The organism is Achromobacter kerstersii (assembly GCF_902859595.1).
GTDB lineage: Bacteria > Pseudomonadota > Gammaproteobacteria > Burkholderiales > Burkholderiaceae_B > Achromobacter > Achromobacter kerstersii.
This window is the reverse complement of record NZ_CADIJQ010000001.1, coordinates 1,063,108-1,077,525: the sequence shown is the minus strand read 5'-3', so window position 1 is coordinate 1,077,525 and position 14,418 is coordinate 1,063,108. Positions and strand designations below refer to the sequence as shown.

The following is a 14,418-nucleotide window of genomic DNA, read 5'->3' as shown; positions in this document are numbered from 1 at the left end:
TCAAAGCGCAATGCCTGGCGGCGAGCCGCACGCCGACGCGCACTGCTCGCCGCTATTCGCTTACGCCTTGACGCGGCGTTTGCCTTTGCCTCGCGCTTCACGCACCGCGATGTACACGCCGCTGCCCGCAATAAACAACGCACCCAGGTACGCAAAGGCATCTGGCGCTTCACGCCAGAAGATCCAGCCCAGAATCGTGGCCCAGATCAAGCCGGTGTAATCGAAGGGCGCAACGACGGATGCCGGGCCAATCCGGAAACCCTGCGTGATCAGCGCCAGGCCCAATGTGCTGAACAGCGCAATGCCGAAGAAGTAGGGCAGATGCTCCATGGCGGGCGTCTGCCATACCCACGGCAGGGCGACCGCGCTGCACACCAACTGCCCCAGCACGATATAGAACGTGGTTGTCAGCATGCCTTCGCCGCGGTTGATGCCGCGCGCGGTGATCATCATCACGGCATACAGCAGCGCGGTTGTCAGCGGGTACAGGGTGGCCGCCTGGAAAGTAGCGGAACCGGGCCGCACCACGATCAGCACGCCGGCAAAACCGGCCAGCACCGCCAGCCAGCGCTTGCCGTCCACGCGCTCTTTCAGGATCAGCACAGACAGCGCCGTCACGAACAGCGGTGCGGCAAAGGCGATGGCGGTGGCTTCGGCCAGCGGCAGCGCGCGCAAGCCCAGATAGAAGCAACAGGCTGACACGACGTTGATGGCGCCGCGCGTCAGATGCAGGCCCGGGTGTGTCGTGCGCAACACGCGCCGGCCGCCCAGCCACAGGGCCAGCGCGGTTACGAAGGGCATCGCGATCAAGGCGCGCAGGAACAGGATCTGGAGCGGGTTGTAATGTTCACCCAGCCACTTGGCGTTGGCGTCGCTGAGCGTCAGAAAGAAGATGCCGCCCACCACGCAGGCGATGCCTGCGGCAGCGGAATGGTCCCGGGCGGCGGGTAATACAGTCGAGGAAGACATCGGAAACCTGCAAGGGCGGCGGTTCCTGCCGCCGTGGGGAAAGGGGGGCGCAGCCCGCGTGTGCAAGGGGCGCTTGCGGTGGCCGTGCGGATCAGCGCAGAGGGGTTAGCCCTGCGCGCGGTAGGCGGCCAGCGCCACCATCGCCCACGCAGCCAGGAAAGCCGTTCCGCCAATGGGCGTAACTGCGCCCAGCCAATGGATGCCGGTCAGCGACAGCACATACAGGCTGCCCGAGAACAGCACGATGCCCATGAACATGACGAAGCCGGCGGCGGACAGCAGCGGCGAGCCGAATCGGGCGCCCAGCAGCGCAATCACGAACAAGCCCAGCGCGTGGATCAGGTGATACAACACGCCGGTTTGCCAGACGGACAACAATTCGGGGCTCAGCATGCGCTTCAAGCCGTGCGCGCCAAAGGCGCCAGCACCCACCGCCACCATAAGATTCAACGCCGCGAGTATCGTGAGCTGCCGGTCCGTCATTGCCAGTCCTTAAAAGTGATCGTGTGTAACGCCGCCTATGATATGCCCAAATTCGGTGCATGCCCGCCAGGCCGCGCCTTGTTTAGCGCATTCCAAATGGGATATCATAAATTCTGTTTGGAAAATACGTGCTTCTGGCGACAGGCCGGAAGCGACGCTACGGGAGCCCGCCATGACCATCGCCATCACCGGCAAAACCGCTGAAAAACGTGACGCATCGTCCAAGCGGCCGCCGCGCCGTGTGACTGCGGCCCGGGCCAAGCAACTGTTTCAGGAACTGGTGGACAGCCCGCTTAGCGACATGGCCCGCGATGTGCGGCGGGGGCTGCCCGCGCAAATGGTGGACGACGCGGCCGACTTCCTTCAAGTGCCCAAATCCGAAATCATGGCGATCACCGAGGTCAAGGCGGCCTCGTTGTCGCGCTGGACGCGCGAAGGTCAGATGCTGCCGCTGGGCGAATCCGACCGCCTGGCGCGCGTTGCCCGCGTAGCGCGGGTGGCGCGGCAAGTGTTGGGCAGCGACGAAGAGGCCGTGCTGTGGCTGAACACGCCCGTGCCGGCATTGGGCAACGTCAAGCCCTTGTCCTTGCTGACGTCGGATGCCAGTAGCCGCATCGTTGAAGACACGCTGGCCCGCGCGGCGGCTGGCGTCTACGCCTGACCCCATGAGCGACTACGTTTCCTTATGGCGTATCGGCACAACCGCCGGCACGTACCGCGCCGATGACTTGAGCGGCGCGGGCGCTGCGGCGGTGGGCGGGCGCTACAACAGCCCGGGTACGGCGGTGGTGTACACCTCTTCAAGCGTGGCGCTGGCCGTTTTGGAAACCGTCGTGCATTTCGCCGTGCGCGCATCCGAACAGGCCAACCGCTATCTGATCGAAGTGGCTGTGCCGCGCGCGGTGTATGACGCCCGGCAGGTGCTCACGGTCGACCAATTGCAGCGGGACTTTCCGTTCTGGGAGGCCGTGCCGTTTGCCGAGGCGTCGCAGGCGGTAGGCGACAACTGGGTGGAATCCGGGGTGTCGGCCTTGTTGGAGTTGCCCAGCGCCATCGTCGGCTACCGGGGCGTGCCGGATTGCAACGTCCTGATCAATCCGGGTCATCCCGATGCTGAGCAGATTGTGGTCGTGCGGCGCGAACGTTTTATCTACGACCCCCGGCTGCGGCCGGGCTGAAAATAACCCGATAAAAAGCAAAAAGGGGAGCTCGTGGCTCCCCTTTGTTGCGTTTAGGCCTCCGTCGTCAGCACCGCGCGTCCCACCACTTTGCCTGCGCGCAACGACGCCAGCACGCTGTCGGCTTCCGCCAGCGCGTGACGGTGCACCGGCATCGGCGGCACTTTGCCTGCACGCACCAGGTCCATCAGCTCTTGCAGTTCGGTCAGGTTGCCGACATAGCTGCCGATGATCGACATCGCCTTCATCGGGATCAACGCGATCGGCCACGACGAAGCGCCGCCGAACAGGCCCACGATGATCAGCTTGCCGCCCTTGGTCAGGAAGTCGAACGCCAGCGACGTGGTGGCGGGCGCGCCGACGAGATCGATCGCGGCTTGCACGGGTTTGCCGCCCGCCGCCTTGATGATCTGCTGCGCGGCATCGGGCGCAGCGCCGTCAATCGCGGCCAGTGCGCCGGCTTCCAATGCGGCCTGGCGCTTGGCGGGGTCGATGTCGACCACGATGGCGCCCGCGCCGCCCAGCGCCTTGATCAGCGTCAGGCTCATCAGGCCCAGGCCGCCTGCGCCGAAGATCACCACCGGGTGCTCGCGGTAGACGTCGGCGCCAATCTTCTTCAGTGCGGAGTAGGTCGTCAGGCCCGAGCACGCATACGGCGCGATCTGCGCGGGTTCCAGGTCGCCGATGTCGATCAGGTATTTCGAGTGCGGCACGACGATGTGGTCGGCGTAGCCGCCGGCGCGGTGCACGCCCAGGCAGGCGGGGGCGCTGCAATGGTTTTCCATGCCCGCCAGGCACGGTGCGCATTTGCCGCAGCCGATCCACGGGTAGACGAGGTAGTTACGGTCGTTCGACAGCCCTTGCGCGTCGGGCCCGGCCGCTACCACGCTGCCAACGGTTTCATGGCCCATCGTCAGCGGCAGCGACACGCCGCGATCTTTCAGGGCCAGGGTGCGGCCCTGGCCCAGGTCGTAGCCGCCTTCCCACAAGTGGATATCGCTGTGGCACACGCCCGCCGCGCGAACCTTGAGCAGCACCTGCGTGCCCTGCGGCGTGGGCGTAGGCTGCTCCATTTCCTGCAAGGGTTCGCGGAAGTTGACGACGCAATAACACTTCATGGGAAAGTCTCCTTGGGTTTTCTTATGTCCGGGGCCTCAGCCTACACCTGGGGCGAAGCGCTGACGATTCACTTTTTGATGAGGGGGCATTCGCTGTCGGCCAGCGACACGAACACCTTGTCGCCCGGCACCGTGGACAGGATGCGGTAGAAGTCACCCGGGTATTTCGATTCGGCGGGCTTTTTCACTTCGACCAGATACAAGTCCATGATGACGCGCCCGTCTTCAGGACGGATACGGGCATTCTTGATGAGTTTGGTGGTGATGGGCAACTCGCGCATCTTCTGATTGACGGCGGCGGCCTCGAAGGTGCCGGCGGCTTGCGCCGCTTGCAGATAATGCGTGGTGGCCACGTAGCTCAGCGCCTGCACGATTGACGGCGGACGCGTCACGCCCATCTTTTTCTGCCAGCGCTGCGTCCAGGCGCGGGTGTCTTCATCGGCATCCCAGTAAAAGCCGGTGGGAAACGTCAGGCCTTGCGCCACGGGCAGGCCCATCGCCTGCACATCATTGATGAAGGTCAGGAAGGTCAGCATGCGCTGCTTGCCGCCCGTCAACCCGAATTCCTGCGCCTGCTTGATCAGATTGACGAGGTCGCCGCCGGCGCTGGCCAGGCCCACGACATCGGCCTTGGACGATTGCGCCTGCACCAGGAACGACGCGAAATCCATCGCGCCCAGCGGATGCCGGGTGCTGCCCACCACCTTGCCGCCCGCGTTCTGCACAAAGCGGGTGGCATTGCTTTCCAGTGATTTGCCGAAGACGTAGTCGGTGGTGATGAAGTACCAGGACTTGCCGCCGCTTTCCACCACGCTTTTCACGACCGCGTTGGCCAGCGCATAGGTGTCGGGCGCCCATTGCGTGCTGAGATTGCTGCATTGCTTGCCGCTGAAGTCGCCGGCAAAGCCGCCGCTGATCAGCGCCGTGCCGCCTTTTTCCTTGGCCACGCCCTGGGCCGCCAGGCCGGCAGAGCTGGCGCCGCCGTCCACCACCGCTACCAAACCCTGCGTGTCGAACCACCGCCGCACCAAGGCCGAGGCCACGTCGGCCTTGTTCTGGTTGTCGGCGCCGATGACTTCCACGGTCTTGCCCGCCACCTTGCCGCCGAAATCTTCAACGGCCATGCGCACGGACATCTCAGAGCCCAAGCCGCCCAGGTCCGAGTAAATGCCAGAGCGGTCATTGGACACGCCCAGGCGGACGACGTCCGATTGGGCGTGGGCTGGCGTGACGGCGAACGGGCCGAACGCAGCCGTCGCGGCGGCCACAGCCGCCAACAGGGGTTTGATACGCATCTTTCTGTCTCCTCAGCCCCATCCGGGCCGAATGTTTGAGTTTTTTGGTGATGACGCGAGACCGCTGGCGGGGCGCCGGTTCTCCAGCCGGCTGAAATTTATTTCTTATTGGTGAATAAAAATTCCTGTGCAAGAATTTAGGTTCGCCCATATGAAAAGTCAACATAGTGGATTACCTAGCAGATTCAGGCATTTCGCTCAGGTAAATCCGAACAGGGGTCGCCACCATGGAAGTGAAACTTGTTGCCCGCACGCTGGATGTGATCGAGCTGTTTGCGCAGGCCCGCCGGCCGCTGCCGCTGACCGAATTGGCGCAAGGCCTGGGCGCGCCGATGTCCAGCTGTCTGGCGCTGGTGCGCACGCTGGTCGCGCGCGGCTATCTCTACGAAGTGCGTCGCCGCGGGGGCTACTACCCCACGGCGCGATTGCAGGCGTTGAGCGCGTTGATTCAGACGGGTGACCCCTGGCTGGAACAGGTGCGCCCGCATCTGCTGGCGTTGCGCGACGCCGCCAATGAAACCGTGATGCTGGGCAAGATCCAGGATGGCGCGGTGGTGTTCCTGGATGTCGTGGAATCCACGCAGCCCGTGCATTACGCGGCGCGGCCGGGTGAACGGCGGCCGTTGCATACCAGCGCGGTGGCCAAAGCGATCTTGGCGCGCATGACCCCAACGGAACGCGATGGCGTCTTGGCCGCCGCCGATTTCCGTCGCTATACGGAACACACCTTGGCCACGCGCGACGCGCTTTGTGCCGAGGTAGAACGGGTTCAGGTGCAGGGCTGGGCCGCGAACGTGGGGGAGAGCGTGGAAGATTTGACCGGGCTGGCCGTGGCGCTGGATCTGGGGGGGGAATGGTATGCGCTATGCATGGCGGGCCCGACACCGCGCGTCTGGGCGCAGCGCGAACCGAACCTGCAACATTTACAGGCGGCGGCAGAGGCCATCCGGCGCACGCGGGAAGGGTAGCGGTGGGGCCGGCGAAGGCGCAGGCCCACCAGGGGATCAACGGTGGATCAACGGCGGATCACCAGCGGATCAACCGCGGATCAACCGCGGATCAGCTGCCGCGCCGCATCAGCGTGGACTTGCCGAACAGGCTTTCGATCAGGTCCACCGCCAGTTCGGCCGTCTTGTTGCGCACGTCGAAGGCGGGGTTCAGTTCCACTACATCCAATGAACGCATCAAGCCCGTGTCGGCAATCATTTCCATGCAGAGCTGCGCCTCGCGGTAGGTCGGGCCGCCCGGCACGGTTGTGCCCACGCCCGGCGCGATGTCGGGGTCCAGGAAATCCACGTCAAAACTCACGTGCAGATGCGTGTCGGCATCCAGGCCGGCCAGCGCCGCTTCCATCGTGGCGCGCATGCCCATCTCATCCAGATAGCGCATGTCGAACACTTCCAGCCCCGCTTCATGCACCAGCCGCTTTTCGCCCTGGTCCACGCTGCGGATGCCAATCTGGCGCACCCAGCCGGGTTCGATGTCGGGCGTCTGGCCCGACATGCCGATGATCTGTTCCGGCCCATAGCCGCACAGGCACGCCACCGGCATGCCATGGATATTGCCGGTGGGCGTCAGTGCGTGGGTATTGAAGTCGGCGTGCGCGTCCAGCCACAGCACGCGCAGCTTCTTGCCTGCTTCGCGGCAATGGCGCGCGACGGCGCTGATGGAGCCGATGCCCAGGCAGTGATCGCCGCCCAGCAAAATGGGCATGCGGCCCAGGCTTAGTTCGGCATAGACGGCGTCGTGCACCGCCTGGTTCCAGGCGGTGACTTCTTCCAGATGGCGATAGCCGTCCACGGGAGGCAGCCACGGGTTCGCGGGCCCGTACAGGTTGCCGCGGTCTGTGACTTCAAACCCCTGGGCTTCGATGACCGCGCCCAGGTCGGCCACACGCAAGGCTTCCGGGCCCATCGATGCGCCGCGAGCGCCCGCGCCAATATCCGTGGGCGCGCCGATCAGGGTGATTTGGGTGGGCAGGGTGGCGGTGTTCTGCAAAGTGCGGACTCCGGTTGGGTTCATCAAGGGGCGGATAGTACCGCGGCTAATTGGTCGCACGCCCAGTCGATCTGTTGGCGCGTCACGATCAGCGGCGGCGACAGGCGCAGCGTGTGCCCGTGCGTGTCTTTGACCAGCATCCCGCGTGCCTGCAAGCGTTCGCACCAGCGGCGCGCGCCGCCCGCGTCGGGCTCCAGTTCCACCGCCAGCATCAGCCCGCGTCCGCGCACGTCGCGCACCGGGCCGGGCAGGGCGTGCAACCGCTCCAGGAAATAGGCGCCCATGGCCGCGGCGTTATCGATCATGCCTTCGTCGGTCAGCACCTGTAGCGCGGCGCGGGCCACGGCGCACGCCAAGGGGTTGCCGCCAAACGTGCTGCCATGCTGGCCGGGCTGGAACACACCCAGCACGTCCGCATTGGACAGCACCGCCGACACCGGATAGAAGCCGCCCGACAACGCCTTGCCGATCAAGGTGACGTCGGCTTCGATGCCTTCATGTTCTTCAGCCAGCAGCTTGCCCGTGCGGCCCAGGCCGGTCTGGATTTCATCCAGGATCAGCGTGATGCCTTGCTCGGTGCAGCGCTGCCGCACGCGCGTGAAATACCCTGGGGGCGGCAACACCACGCCCGCTTCGCCCTGAATCGGTTCCACCAGAAAGGCAACGGTGTTGGGGGTGATGGCGGCGTTGAAGGCATCGTAATCACCAAAAGGCACCACCTTGAATCCCGGGGCGAAGGGGCCATAGTGGCCGTAGGCGTCGGGGTCCGTTGAAAAGCCCACGATGCCCAGCGTGCGCCCATGGAAGTTGTTGGCGCAGACGATGATTTCGGCCTGGTCTTCCGGCACGCCGCGCACTTCGTAGCCCCATTTGCGTACGGCCTTGATGGCGGTTTCGACGGCTTCCGCGCCGCTGTTCATCGGCAGGATCTTGTGCGCGCCGGTCAAGCGCGCCAGGTCTTCGTAAAACGGCGCCATCTGGTCATGGCGAAACGCGCGAGACGTCAACGTGAGCTTTTGCGCCTGCTCGACCATGGCCGCCAGAATGCGTGGGTGGCAGTGCCCTTGGTTGACGGCGGAATACGCTGACAGGCAATCCAGATATTTGCGGCCTTCTACGTCATAGACCCAGACGCCGCTGCCGCGCGCGATGACGACGTCAAGGGGATGGTAGTTGTGCGCGCCCAGTTGGTCTTCGATCTGGTCGCGGCGGCGGGCGGCGGACCGCAAGCTGGGCAGGGTGGTCAGAACGTCGTTCATGGGGCCTCCCGAGGCGAATGACAGCCAACATCGGTGCGGTCATCTTAGCGCTGTCGCCCGCGCCATGGCATTGCCATTGCGTGACAAAGGCTATTGGGCGGGGGGCGGCCAAGCTGCTGCACAATAGCGCCTATGCCGGGCGGCGCCCGGTTTTCCCTATTTACCGGAAGGCATTCATGTTTTTGCACCCCTTGCTGTTGAAACTCACGCGCGGCGCCGCCGTGGCGGCCTTGAGCGTGGCGGCGTGCGCGCCCGCGCTGGCGCAAGACAAGCCCCTGCGCATCGGCGTGATTCCCAGCGTGGCGAACGAAGCCACCGAGCTGGCCATTGCCCAGGCCAAAAAGGAAGGGTTGGACGTCAAGCTGGTGGAGTTCAATGATTGGGTGCTGCCCAACATCGCCGTGGCGGATGGTTCGGTGGATGCCAACTTCTTTCAGCACGAGCCGTTCTTGCAGCTGTTCAACCAGCGCCGCAACGCCAACCTGACGCCCATCGCCTACGGCTACTCGACCACGATCGGCCTGTTCTCCAAGAAGCTGAAAAAGGGCGATACGGTGCCGGACGGCGCCACCATCGCTGTGCCGAATGACCCCGTCAACACGGGCCGCGCGTTGCTGCTGCTGGAATCCGTCGGGCTGATCAAGCTGAAGCCGGGTGTGGCGCATCAGGCCACGTTGCAGGACGTGGTGTCCAACCCGAAGCAGCTGAAATTCGTGCAGATCGAAGGGTCGCAATCCGCGCGCACGTTTGACGACGTGACTGCGTCGGTGACCTACACCACGTTTGCCAAGCAGGCCGGCCTGAATGAAAAAGATGGTCTGGCGTTCGACAACACCGACCCGGAAAGCATTCGCCGCTATGCCATCCGCTGGGTGACCACGCCCGACAAGGCGCAAGACCCGCGCCTGTTGAAGTTCATTGCCATCTACCAGAATTCGCCGGAAGTGAAGAGCACGCTGAAGCGCCTGTACGGCGATCTGATTTCATTCCCCTGGTAAAGCGGGCTCAGGCGCCCGGTCAGGCGGCCGCTTCGCTGCGTGCGGCGCGGCGGCCGTTCAAGCGCCAGTGCAGGCTTAGCGCCGCAATACCGACGGCGGCCGACGCGCACAAGCCCAGCGTTTCAAACCCGGCATGGGTGTAGAGGGTGCCGGCCACCGCGGTGCCGACGCTGGCGCCCAGATAGGTCGTGCAGGTGTTCAACCCGAGCACCGCGCCGCGCTCTTCAGGCCGGGCGCGCGAGAGCAACAGCACCAGCAGGTTCAGGCTCAGTTGCGACGCCGCGCCCCATAGCGTGGCGATGGCGAGCACCGCCGCCAGCGAATGCGCGGCCGGCAACAAGCCCAGATAAACCAGCGCAATCGCCGCCAACGCCAGTGGCAAGGCACGGCGCGGCCCCAGGCGTTCGATCAAGGGCGCACCCGCGATACCGGCCAGCAAGAACCCCGCACCATAGGCGAAAGCGATAAACCCCACTTGGCCGGCCGACAGCGCCAGCAGCGTGCGCACGTGATCTGCCAGAAAGGCATACACGCCGTAGAACGCCGACGAGAACGCCAGGCAGGCCAACAGCAGAATCGGCACATCGCGATACGACAAAGGCGCAAGCAGGCGCGACAAGCGCAACGGCGCGGGGTTTTCGGCGCGGCGCTCAGGCAGCGTGCGCAGGCCCAGCAAGGCAACCGTGCCGCACAAGGCCAGCACGCCGTACGTGGCGCGCCAGCCCACGGCGTCGGAAATCAGTGCAGACAGCGGCACGCCCACCACCAGCGACACCGACCAGCCCGCGATCACGCGCCCAAGCGTGCGCGCCTCTTGACCCGGGGCCGCCACCAGCGACGCAGACCCATAAGCCGCAGGAAGAATCACGCCTGCCGCCGCGCCCGCCAGCGCTTGCGCCAGCGTCAGTACGATCCAGTGCGGCGCGGCGGCGGACAGAAGCAGGGCGGCAATCAGCGCCACCATCGCCCCTAATAGCGACCGGCGGATGCCGATGCGGTCGATGCGCCCGGCCAGGAAGAACGCGCTGGCCGCGGTGGCCGCGCCGTAGGCGGAAATGGCCGTGCTGATCGTCAACGGGGACGTCGAGAAGGAACGTGCGACGTCGCTCAAGATCGGGCTGAGCGCCAGGCCATTGGAGCCAACGACGCTGACGGCGAACATCAGGGCGGGTACGGACGAAGCCGCCCGGGGGTTTTGCTTGCTACGATTCTGCATGGCCCGAATTTTATTGGAATAAAATAAGGGTTAACTCCAATAATTCCTTATTCCATAAAAGTTCGAATGCCGTAAGGCAGAACCTGATTCCGATGGCAGACCTTGACGATCGCGACCGAAAACTATTAACGCTGCTGGCGGACGACGCGACGCCCAGCTACGCCGAATTGGGCAAAGTACTGAACTTGTCCGCCCCGGCCGTGCACGAACGCGTCAAGCGATTGAAGCGTGATGGCCTGATCAAAGGCATTGCCGCCAAGCTGGACGGCGCACGCATAGGCCGGCCCTTGCTGGCGTTTGTGCACGTCGACACCAATAACTGGAGCATCACGCAACAAGTGCTGGGCCTGGCCGAGCTGACCGAGGTGGAAGAGATTCACACCATCACCGGCAAGAGCGCCATGCTGTTGAAGGTGCGCGTGCGCGACACCCAGGCGCTGGAACTGCTGCTGGCGCGCATTCATAAGATCGACGGCATCACCAACACCACCAGCGATATCGCGCTGACCAGTTATCTGGAACGTGGGCCGCTACCGGATACCGCGGGCTGATTTCCAGCGGGCATCGCCGGTATTTCGGGCATTGCGAAAGCGAAGGGCCGCGTTCTCAGACGCGGCCTTTTGCCGTGCGCAGGCGCAAGCGCGTGATTTCGGACGGCGCGCCCAGCCGCTTGGGCGGACCCCAGTAGCCGGTGCCACGGCTGGTGTACACCCACATCTTGCCCAGGCGATGCAAGCCGGCCGTGAACGGTTGCTGGAAGCGCACAAAGAACCCCCACGGAAAGAACTGGCCGCCGTGCGTGTGGCCGGACAGCTGCAAGGTATAGCCCACGGGTTCCGCGGCGGCGGCGCTGCGCGGCTGATGGGCCAGCAGGATCTTGGCGCAAGCGTCGGCGGGCGCGCCGGCCAGCGCGGCCTTAGGGTTGCTGCGCTGCTGCGGGTCGAAGGCGCCGGCGCTGTAATCCGTGACGCCGGCCACCACCACGGGCAAGCCCGACGGATGAATCACCGCGTGTTCATTCATCAGCACGCGCAGGCCCATCCGGCGGAACTCGGCGACCCAGGCCGCCGCGCCTGAATAATATTCATGGTTTCCGGTGACCAGGTACACGCCGTAAGGCGCGCGCAGGGCGCCAAGCGGACTGGCTTGCTCGGACAGATGCTCGACACTGCCATCGACCACATCGCCCGTGATGGCGATCACGTCGGGCAACTGTTCGTTCACGGCATCGACAATGGCCTGCACATAGCGCTTCTTGATGGTTGGGCCGACGTGAATATCGCTGATCTGCACGATGGTGAAACCGTCCAGGTCTTGCGGCAGGCCGGCCACAGGCACATCCACATCCACCACACGCGCCAGGCGGCGCGCGTTATAGAAGCCGATCAGCGTGCTGGCCAGCGCCAGCGCGGCAACCGTCCAGGCGCTGATGCTGCGAATCTGCATCCAGGGCAGCGCTGCGCCGATCACCAGATTCGCCAGCCACGTCAATAGCAGCACGACGTCGCGCACCACCGTCAACACGAAGAACGATGAGAACAGGCCCATCGCAATCAGCCCGACCCACGCAATGCGGTCGCCCCAGGGCGGGTTCACGGAGGAACGCGCCAGCATGCCCAGCGGAATCAGAATGCACGACAGCAGCAAGGCCAGGATGGCGGCGGCAGCGCCTGCGCCGCTGAGGAGCGCGTCGGGAATCAAGCGGGCGCCCACATAGACGTGGGCCAATGCCCCAAGCGTCAGAAAGCGCAGAAAAAACGAGGATTGGCGTAGGGACACGGCGCGGGCGAGAGGCGCGCCGGCCTTTTGACCCGGCGCGCACGTAGCAAAGGAAACGCCATTCTATGCCGGGCTAGCGTCCCCGGTTCATGGCAATGGGCCGGATGCGCTGGGCAAGCCGTCGCACCATAGGAGGCTGGCGTCCATCTCCCGGACGTTGTTGATGCCCAGCATCGCCATGTTGCGGTCCACTTCGGCCCGCAGCAGGTTGATGGCGTGTGCGACGCCTGCCTGTCCGCCCACCGCCGACGCGTAGTTGAAAGGCCGGCCCACGAACACAAAGCGGGCGCCCAAGGCCAGCGCCTTGAGCACGTCGCCGCCGCGGCGCACGCCGCTATCCATCATCACCGTCATGCCGCCCGCCGCATCCACCATCGCTGGCAGCGCGCGTAGCGGGGATATCGCACCATCCAGTTGGCGCCCGCCGTGGTTGGACACGATGATGCCGTCCGCGCCATGCTGGCGGGCCAAGGCCGCATCGTGGGGATGCAGAATGCCCTTGATGATCAGCGTACCCGGCCATTGGCGGCGGATGCGCGCCACATGCTCCCAGCTGAGATGGTCGCGCGCGGTGAAGTCGCGCAGCACCGACGCGGACACGATAGGGGCGCCGCGTGTCGCAAATGAATTCTCGAAGTGCGGCATGCCATGCGCCAGCAGCGTGCGCAGAAAGGTGCCGGCCAGCCAGCGCGGCCGCGTCAGGCCGTCCCAAGCCAAACGCAGGCTGGGCTTGAGTGGCGTGGAAAAACCCGTGCGCACATTGTTTTCGCGGTTGGCCGACACGGGGATGTCCACCGTCAGCACCAGCGTTTCGTAGCCAGCGCGGCGGGCGCGTTCGACCAGGGCGTCGATCTTCGCCGGGTCGCCCGGCAGATAGGCCTGGAACCAGGTGCCGGGCGCTTCCTGGATAACGTCTTCCAACGCAATGAGCGATGTGCCGCTAAGGATGGCCGGGATGTTCGCTTCGCGGGCGGCTCGGGCCTGAACCACGTCACCGCGATAGGCCGACAAGGCGCTGATACCCATTGGCGCTATGCCGAAGGGCGCGGCGTAGGTGCGGCCGAACAATTCGGTTTGCGTCGTGCGGTGCGACACATCGACTAGCACGCGGGGCGCAAAGCCGTACTGCGCGAACGCACGGCGGTTGTCTTGCAGCGATTGGTTGTCTTCCGCGGCCCCGACAACGTAGCCAAAGATGGGCCGCGGCAAGCGCTTGCGTGCGGCAGCTTCGAAATCGTCCAGGGACAACATGCGCGCAAGCGCGCGCGGCAAGGGCCGGGTGGTGGTGGCGCGGTCGGTGGCGCGATCGGGCGCGGTGGCGGGCAGGGCGTTGGATGTCATGGCGGGCCGGCAAAGCCCGTAATCTAGCAACGCCGATTTATCGCTGAAAGCGAATTAATAAAGAAAACCTTATTCGCTTTTTGGCGCATAGATGCGCCGGGTGTCCGAAGTTCATTCAACTTGAGATTTGGTTCACTGAAGTTGGCCGTAACCTAGGCGGAAAGTACCTCGAGCCAGCAGACCGCTTCCGACCCATTCCGGCCGTCTGGGTGTGTGGGCTCATAAGTCTCGTCTTAGGTGTGGCACAGTCGCCGCAGTGCAGATGTGCACTAATCCATCAGCTCAGGTTGCGCCCTATGGCTGTGGCTATAGCCGCTTAATTAAGCTCTTGACCCATGACATGCAGAACTCGATGGAATAAGGAAGGAACCGATTTGCTGCATGGAGATCCGGTTCCACGGGGTTTTCCTCGACGAAAGGAATCCCAATTTCACTAGCGAAAAAGGTGCTTACGACTGAAAGGTGGCGCTAATGCGGGCCGACGGCAGGCGCTCTGAATCTCCGTCCATACGTAAAAACCCGCTCGCTCGCACCGCCGGTCATGGGTAAAGTGAGGTAACGTGACTTCAGCCAGCACTCGGGCGGGCTGTTACACAGCAATGCTGCTGTCCTGAAACCAAGTAAAAGGTTATTCGCCCACTGTAATTTTTAAACCACAAAGGAGAGCATTGATGGCACTTAAACCAGGACCAAAGCCGATAGCACAATCAACAGGAAAACCGGATCAGCGCCGCCGCGATAACAAAACTACACCAGGGAATACACCATCCCTCAAACCTAGCAA

14 protein-coding genes are annotated in these 14,418 nt (G+C 64.3%); 5 read left to right on the top strand and 9 right to left on the bottom strand.

Annotated features, from left to right (window positions below; genetic code table 11):
• Nucleotides 1–60: 60 nt before the first annotated feature.
• Both HV765_RS04730 and HV765_RS04725 read right to left on the bottom strand, forming a co-directional pair.
• Nucleotides 61–969 carry a DMT family transporter gene (locus HV765_RS04730; RefSeq protein WP_175168977.1) on the bottom strand — a complete coding sequence of 303 codons (909 nt, stop codon included), beginning with the start codon at nucleotides 967–969 and terminating at the stop codon, nucleotides 61–63.
• A gap of 105 nt (nucleotides 970–1,074) precedes the next feature.
• The gene (locus HV765_RS04725) at nucleotides 1,075–1,452 is read right to left on the bottom strand and encodes a DUF423 domain-containing protein (RefSeq protein ID WP_175168976.1); all 378 of its coding nucleotides are present in this window, start codon (nucleotides 1,450–1,452) and stop codon (nucleotides 1,075–1,077) included.
• A gap of 172 nt (nucleotides 1,453–1,624) precedes the next feature.
• Between HV765_RS04725 and parS the strand changes: the two genes are divergently transcribed.
• On the top strand, nucleotides 1,625–2,113 hold the full coding sequence (parS, locus tag HV765_RS04720; RefSeq protein ID WP_175168975.1) for a type II RES/Xre toxin-antitoxin system antitoxin: 489 nt from the start codon (nucleotides 1,625–1,627) through the stop codon (nucleotides 2,111–2,113).
• Nucleotides 2,114–2,117: 4 nt separating this feature from the next.
• A complete protein-coding gene (locus HV765_RS04715; protein ID WP_054422012.1) occupies nucleotides 2,118–2,630 on the top strand; it encodes an RES family NAD+ phosphorylase in 513 nt (170 codons plus the stop codon).
• Nucleotides 2,631–2,683: 53 nt separating this feature from the next.
• Here the strand turns inward: HV765_RS04715 and HV765_RS04710 are convergent, their stop codons facing one another.
• Nucleotides 2,684–3,748 (bottom strand): alcohol dehydrogenase, encoded by a 1,065-nt coding sequence (locus tag HV765_RS04710; RefSeq protein WP_175168974.1) that lies wholly within the window; start codon nucleotides 3,746–3,748, stop codon nucleotides 2,684–2,686.
• A gap of 68 nt (nucleotides 3,749–3,816) precedes the next feature.
• Complete coding sequence (locus HV765_RS04705) at nucleotides 3,817–5,043, bottom strand: ABC transporter substrate-binding protein (RefSeq protein WP_054422017.1); 1,227 nt, start codon at nucleotides 5,041–5,043, stop codon at nucleotides 3,817–3,819.
• A gap of 227 nt (nucleotides 5,044–5,270) precedes the next feature.
• On the opposite strand from HV765_RS04705, the gene HV765_RS04700 reads away from it, so the two are divergent.
• Complete coding sequence (locus HV765_RS04700) at nucleotides 5,271–6,011, top strand: IclR family transcriptional regulator (protein ID WP_175168973.1); 741 nt, start codon at nucleotides 5,271–5,273, stop codon at nucleotides 6,009–6,011.
• Nucleotides 6,012–6,102: 91 nt separating this feature from the next.
• Here the strand turns inward: HV765_RS04700 and rocF are convergent, their stop codons facing one another.
• Nucleotides 6,103–7,065 (bottom strand): arginase, encoded by a 963-nt coding sequence (gene rocF / locus HV765_RS04695; protein ID WP_175168972.1) that lies wholly within the window; start codon nucleotides 7,063–7,065, stop codon nucleotides 6,103–6,105.
• A complete protein-coding gene (gene rocD / locus HV765_RS04690; RefSeq protein WP_175168971.1) occupies nucleotides 7,065–8,300 on the bottom strand; it encodes an ornithine--oxo-acid transaminase in 1,236 nt (411 codons plus the stop codon). Before rocD ends, rocF begins: the two co-directional genes overlap by 1 nt.
• Before the next feature lie 176 nt (nucleotides 8,301–8,476).
• Between rocD and HV765_RS04685 the strand changes: the two genes are divergently transcribed.
• On the top strand, nucleotides 8,477–9,298 hold the full coding sequence (locus tag HV765_RS04685; RefSeq protein WP_156336423.1) for a MetQ/NlpA family ABC transporter substrate-binding protein: 822 nt from the start codon (nucleotides 8,477–8,479) through the stop codon (nucleotides 9,296–9,298).
• A gap of 19 nt (nucleotides 9,299–9,317) precedes the next feature.
• Here the strand turns inward: HV765_RS04685 and HV765_RS04680 are convergent, their stop codons facing one another.
• Nucleotides 9,318–10,514 (bottom strand): MFS transporter, encoded by a 1,197-nt coding sequence (locus tag HV765_RS04680; protein WP_175168970.1) that lies wholly within the window; start codon nucleotides 10,512–10,514, stop codon nucleotides 9,318–9,320.
• A 92-nt stretch (nucleotides 10,515–10,606) separates the two neighbouring features.
• Between HV765_RS04680 and HV765_RS04675 the strand changes: the two genes are divergently transcribed.
• Nucleotides 10,607–11,065, top strand: a complete 459-nt coding sequence (locus HV765_RS04675; RefSeq protein ID WP_054422028.1) for an Lrp/AsnC family transcriptional regulator — start codon at nucleotides 10,607–10,609, stop codon at nucleotides 11,063–11,065.
• A gap of 55 nt (nucleotides 11,066–11,120) precedes the next feature.
• Here HV765_RS04675 and HV765_RS04670 read toward each other — a convergent pair whose 3' ends face one another.
• Together HV765_RS04670 and HV765_RS04665 are read right to left on the bottom strand one after the other, a co-directional pair.
• Nucleotides 11,121–12,293 (bottom strand): metallophosphoesterase, encoded by a 1,173-nt coding sequence (locus tag HV765_RS04670; protein ID WP_175168969.1) that lies wholly within the window; start codon nucleotides 12,291–12,293, stop codon nucleotides 11,121–11,123.
• An 87-nt stretch (nucleotides 12,294–12,380) separates the two neighbouring features.
• Complete coding sequence (locus tag HV765_RS04665; RefSeq protein ID WP_175168968.1) at nucleotides 12,381–13,634, bottom strand: alpha-hydroxy acid oxidase; 1,254 nt, start codon at nucleotides 13,632–13,634, stop codon at nucleotides 12,381–12,383.
• Nucleotides 13,635–14,418 lie beyond the last annotated feature (784 nt).

What these genes read in the sequence shown, in the direction of transcription:
- HV765_RS04700 (WP_175168973.1), top strand. Translation starts at nt 5,271, where the DNA reads ATGGAAGTGAAACTTGTTGCCCGCACGCTGGATGTGATCGAGCTGTTT.
- parS (WP_175168975.1), top strand. Translation starts at nt 1,625, where the DNA reads ATGACCATCGCCATCACCGGCAAAACCGCTGAAAAACGTGACGCATCG.
- rocD (WP_175168971.1), bottom strand. Translation starts at nt 8,300, where the DNA reads ATGAACGACGTTCTGACCACCCTGCCCAGCTTGCGGTCCGCCGCCCGC.
- HV765_RS04730 (WP_175168977.1), bottom strand. Translation starts at nt 969, where the DNA reads ATGTCTTCCTCGACTGTATTACCCGCCGCCCGGGACCATTCCGCTGCC.
- HV765_RS04710 (WP_175168974.1), bottom strand. Translation starts at nt 3,748, where the DNA reads ATGAAGTGTTATTGCGTCGTCAACTTCCGCGAACCCTTGCAGGAAATG.
- HV765_RS04705 (WP_054422017.1), bottom strand. Translation starts at nt 5,043, where the DNA reads ATGCGTATCAAACCCCTGTTGGCGGCTGTGGCCGCCGCGACGGCTGCG.
- HV765_RS04685 (WP_156336423.1), top strand. Translation starts at nt 8,477, where the DNA reads ATGTTTTTGCACCCCTTGCTGTTGAAACTCACGCGCGGCGCCGCCGTG.
- HV765_RS04725 (WP_175168976.1), bottom strand. Translation starts at nt 1,452, where the DNA reads ATGACGGACCGGCAGCTCACGATACTCGCGGCGTTGAATCTTATGGTG.
- rocF (WP_175168972.1), bottom strand. Translation starts at nt 7,065, where the DNA reads ATGAACCCAACCGGAGTCCGCACTTTGCAGAACACCGCCACCCTGCCC.
- HV765_RS04680 (WP_175168970.1), bottom strand. Translation starts at nt 10,514, where the DNA reads ATGCAGAATCGTAGCAAGCAAAACCCCCGGGCGGCTTCGTCCGTACCC.
- HV765_RS04675 (WP_054422028.1), top strand. Translation starts at nt 10,607, where the DNA reads ATGGCAGACCTTGACGATCGCGACCGAAAACTATTAACGCTGCTGGCG.
- HV765_RS04665 (WP_175168968.1), bottom strand. Translation starts at nt 13,634, where the DNA reads ATGACATCCAACGCCCTGCCCGCCACCGCGCCCGATCGCGCCACCGAC.
- HV765_RS04715 (WP_054422012.1), top strand. Translation starts at nt 2,118, where the DNA reads ATGAGCGACTACGTTTCCTTATGGCGTATCGGCACAACCGCCGGCACG.